This is a genomic window from Accumulibacter sp., assembly GCF_032229525.1.
In the GTDB taxonomy this organism is placed as follows: Bacteria; Pseudomonadota; Gammaproteobacteria; order Burkholderiales; family Rhodocyclaceae; genus Accumulibacter.
The window spans coordinates 1-4,872 of the sequence record NZ_JAVTWB010000226.1; the positions used below are offsets into that span (position 1 = coordinate 1).

Genomic DNA, 4,872 nt, shown 5'->3' on the forward strand with positions numbered 1-4,872 from the left:
CTTCGGGACTACCAGAACCACCACTGCCGCTTGCTGGCCATCCTCGGAGGCAATCCGCAGAGCCCGGGTTGTGCCGTCCACCTGCAGTGCGACACGGCTGATCCGGGGCGCCTTGCCGCACCCTCGGGCGTTCTGATGCGCATCCTGCAGGAGGAGTTGCGCCAGCAGGGAATCGACGTTCCGTTCAAGGGCATGCGCGATTGCAGTCAAGACTTGTTGCAGCAGGACTTGCGATGGCTGGAAGCCTTGTTCAAAAACGCCTAAGCAGGACTCAGGCAGCAGAGCGACACCTCGACAACGCGGTTTGCGCCACCCCCCCCGGATCCCCTACGGCAAGCTTAGGGGTTCGATGCACGTTCCTGTCCCAGATCCAGCACGTCACCGTTACCCAGGAACAAATCAGTCTGTGCTGAAAGCGGTGCATGGCCAGCAGCGCTGAGGGTCGGGGGGCGTACCACGCCGAGCTTCATGGAGTGACGGCGAGCGCGCCCCTCTGATCGTTTATCGGTATCTCCTCAGGTCGCAGTGGCGGGGGGGCACGGTTGTGCGCAGCTGGTCGGTGTTTCGCGTGTTGCTGGCTTGCAGCGCTGTTCCCGGTGCGTCCGTACGGCGTTGTGCACAAAGACCTCGCCAGGCGCTATGCTCGCATGCTTCTCAGCCAGCACCTTACCGGGCTCGTCGCAGATATGGCCAATAGCACTCGTTGCACCAGCCCCAGCCGCTGCCGAAGCGCCAGATCCCGCTTCTTGCTGGCGATCGCCGCCGTGTTTGCCAGCCTGCTCGGTGGCTGCGGGGCCGACCAACAGCCCGCGGCCAAGGCGGCGAAAGCAAGCGAAGCGAGCGTTCCCGTGGTGGTCGTCAATGCGCAGCGCAAGACGGTGCCGTTGAGCGTCGAAGGCATCGGCGCCGTCGAGGCGATCGCCAGCGTGGCGGTGAAGTCGCGCATCGACGGACAGATTGTCAAGGTGGCTTTCGCCGACGGTGACGAACTCAAGCCCGGCCAGGTACTGTTCGAGATCGATCGCCGTCCGGCGCTGGCGCAGCTCAGGCAGGCGGAGGCGAAGCTGGCCAGCGAGATGGCCTTGCTGGCGAAGGCGCGAACGCAGGATGCCCGCTACCAGGACTTGCTGCGACAACGCTTCATTTCCGCCGATGGCTATCAGCAGTACAAGACCAACCTCGACAGCGCACTGGCCAATGCAGCGGCGGCTCGCGCCACGGTCGATAGCGCCCGGCTGCAGCTCGACTACTGCACCATCCGCGCGCCGATCACCGGCCGGGCCGGGCGGATCATGATCCAGCAAGGCAATCTGGTGAAGGCCAACGACGGCAATCCGTTGGTGCTGATCAACCAGCTGCAGCCGATCTTCGTCAATTTTTCGGTGCCCGAGCAATATCTGGCGCAGGTTCGTGGTGCCGGGGCAGGGCTGGTGAAGGTCGTCGCCAGCGACGCCGACGGCAAGGCGGTGGAGGCCAGCGGTACGCTCGCTTTCGTGGACAACGCGGTGGACCCCGCCAGCGGCACCGTCAAGCTGCGCGCCAGCGTCGCGAACCGCGATCTGGGCTTGTGGCCGGGGCAGTTCGTGCACGCGCAGCTGGCTCTTGGTGAGCGGGCCGATGCGCTGGTCGTCCCGGCCGATGCGGTGCAGACCGGCCCCAAGGGCAGCTACGTGTTCGTCGTCGACGCCGAGCGCAAGGCGCAATTGCGTTATCTGGTGGTCGAGCGCACTGTCGGCGCCGAGGCGCTGATTGCCGAGGGCCTGGCGGCCGGAGAAACGGTGGTCGTCGACGGCCAGTCGCGGCTGCTGCCGGGTAGCCCGGTAGCGATCAGGGACGCCGCCGGGAAGTCCTGATGAACATCTCGCGGCCCTTTGTTTTTCGCCCGGTGATGACCGGGCTGGTGATGCTGTCAATTCTGGTCTTCGGCCTGATCGCCTACCGTCTGCTGCCGGTTTCCGACCTGCCCAACGTCGATTTCCCGACCATCACGGTCAGCGCCAACCTGCCCGGCGCCAACGCCGAGACCATCGCTGCCGCCGTGGCGACGCCGCTCGAGAAGCAGTTCTCGACCATTCCAGCGCTCGAATCGATGACCTCGACCAGTGCCGTCGGCACGACCGCGATCACCCTGCAGTTCTCGCTGAATCGCAACATCGACGCCGCCGCGCAGGACGTGCAGTCGGCGATCTCGACGGCCCTGCGGCAGTTGCCGCCGGAGATGACGACGCCGCCGTCGTTCCGCAAGGTCAACCCGGCGGACGCCGCAGTCTTTTACCTGGTGGCCCGTTCGGAGACCATGCCGCTGTCGGCGGTGGACGAATACGCGCAGACGCGGATCGCGCAGCGCCTGTCGACCATTGCCGGGGTCGCCCAGGTGCAGGTCTTCGGCAGCCAGACCTATGCGGTGCGGGTGCAGCTCGACCCGAACCTGCTGGCTGCCCGCGGCATCGGCATCGACGAAGTGCAGCAGGCGATCGCCAGCCACAACGTCAACAAGCCGACCGGAACGCTGTACGGCAGTCAGCGCGCCTTTTCGCTCGAGGCCACCGGCCAGCTCAATGACGCCGCCGCCTACCGGCCGCTGGTCGTCGCCTACCGCAATGGCGCGCCGGTACGGCTGGGCGCGCTGGGGCGGGTCTTCGACGGCGTGCAGAACGACAAGTACGCCGCCTGGTACAACGATGAACGGACGGTGATTCTGGCCATCCAGCGTCAACCGGGAACCAACACCGTCGAACTGGTCGACAACATCCGCAAGCTGCTACCGACCTTCCGCGAGCAGGCGCCGACCGGCATCAAGATCGACGTCATGTACGACCGCTCGCAGTCGATCCGCGCCTCGGTGGCGGACGTCAAGTTCACCCTGCTGCTGGCCCTGGCGCTGGTGGTGATGGTCATCTTCCTTTTCCTGCGTAACGTCTCGGCGACGCTGATCCCCAGCCTGGCGCTACCGATGTCGATCATCGGCACCTTCTCGGTGATGCACCTGCTCGGTTTCAGCCTCGACAATATTTCGCTGATGGCGCTGACCCTGTGCGTCGGTCTGGTGGTGGACGACGCCATCGTGGTGCTGGAGAACATCACCCGCCATATGGAAATGGGTGAAACGCCACTCGAGGCGACGCTCAAGGGTACCGAGGAGATCGGCTTCACGGTGTTGAGCATGACCCTGTCGCTGGTGGCGGTGTTCATCCCGGTGCTGTTCATGGGCGGCATTCTCGGCCGCCTGCTACACGAGTTCGCGGTGACGATCATGGTCGCGGTGCTGGTTTCCGGCTTCGTCTCGTTGACGCTGACGCCCTTGCTCGCCGCGCACCTGCTGAAGCCGACCGAGCACGCCCGGCACGGTCATTTGTACCAGCTCTCCGAGCGCTTCTTCGAGGCCTGGCGGGGTGCCTACGACCGCAGTCTGCTATGGGTTCTGGCGCGGCCGCGGGCGACCATGGTGGCCTTCCTGCTGGTGGTCGTGGCCACCGCCGCGATGTTCGTCAACGCGCCCAAGGGATTCCTGCCCAGCGACGACATCGGGCAGGTCTTCGCCTTTACCGAAGCGGCGCAGGACGTTTCATTCGAGGCCATGATGGACAAGCAGCGGCAGGTGGCGCGGCTGGTGCAGGCCAATCCGAACGTTGCCACGGTGATGTCCTTTATCGGTACCTCGGGCTTCTCACAGACGCTCAACCTGGGGCGGATGCTGATCGTCCTCAAGCCTTACGGTCAGCGCGCCAGTCCTGACAAGATCATCCAGGAGCTGCGACCGCAGCTGACCGCGGTGCCGGGAATCAAGGTTTTCCTGCAGAGCGTACCGACCATTCGCATCGGCGGTCGGCTGACCAAGAGCCTCTACCAGTACACCTTGCAGGACGCCGACCTCGACGAGCTCCATCACTGGGCGCCGATCCTCGAGGAAAAACTGCGTGGGCTGCCGGGGCTGCAGGACGTCTCGAGCGATCTGCAGATCCGCACGCCCAAGGTGGCGGTGGAAATCGATCGCGACAAGGCCGCCGCGCTGGGCGTGACGCCGGCGCAGATCGAGGATGCGCTGTACAGCGCCTACGGGCAGCGCCAGGTGTCGACCATTTACACACCGACCAACGAATACTGGGTGATCCTCGAAGTCGAGCCGAAATTCCAGACCGACCCGGCTGCCCTGGCGCTGCTGCATGTCCGTTCGAGCAAAGGGGCGCTGGTGCCGCTCAACGCGGTCACCCGCCTGAGCACCGGCGTCGCACCGCTGACCATCAACCATCAGGGGCAGGTGCCCGCGGTCACCCTGTCGTTCAACCTGGCGCCGAGGGTGTCGCTGTCGACCGCCATCGCCGAGGTCCACGCCATGCAGGAGAAGCTTGGCGTCCCCGAAACGCTGCTTGGCAGCTTCCAGGGCGCGGCGCAGGCTTTCCAGTCATCGCTGGCCGGCATGGGCATCCTGCTGCTGATGGCGGTGTTCGTCATCTACATCGTGCTGGGCATCCTCTACGAAAGCACCATCCATCCGCTGACCATCCTCTCGGGATTGCCGACCGCCGGGCTGGGCGCGCTGGTCACCCTGGCGATTTTCGGGCGCGAACTCGACATGTACGGCTACGTCGGCATCATCATGCTGGTCGGCATCGTCAAAAAGAACGCGATCATGATGATCGACTTCGCTCTCGAGGCGCGGCGTAGCCACGGCAAGGCACCGCATGACGCGATCTACGAGGCGTGCCTGGTGCGTTTCCGGCCGATCATGATGACCACCATGGCGGCCTTGCTGGGCACCTTGCCGATCGCCCTGGCCTTTGGCGCCAGCGGCGCCAGCCGGCAGTCGCTGGGCCTGGCGGTGGTCGGCGGGCTGCTCTTCTCGCAGTTCCTGACACTCTATTTCACGCCGGT

At 65.2% G+C, this 4,872-nt stretch carries 3 protein-coding genes; all 3 read left to right on the forward strand.

Going from position 1 to position 4,872, the window contains the following annotated elements:
* The coding region (locus tag RUW20_RS17970) for a hypothetical protein (protein ID WP_313953596.1) at positions 1-264 on the forward strand (264 nt) is incomplete at its 5' end.
* A gap of 500 nt (positions 265-764) precedes the next feature.
* Positions 765-1,853 (forward strand): efflux RND transporter periplasmic adaptor subunit, encoded by a 1,089-nt coding sequence (locus RUW20_RS17975; protein WP_313953597.1) that lies wholly within the window; start codon positions 765-767, stop codon positions 1,851-1,853.
* On the forward strand, positions 1,853-4,872 hold a 3,020-nt coding region (locus RUW20_RS17980), incomplete at its 3' end, for an efflux RND transporter permease subunit (RefSeq protein ID WP_313953598.1). The genes RUW20_RS17975 and RUW20_RS17980, both read left to right, overlap by 1 nt.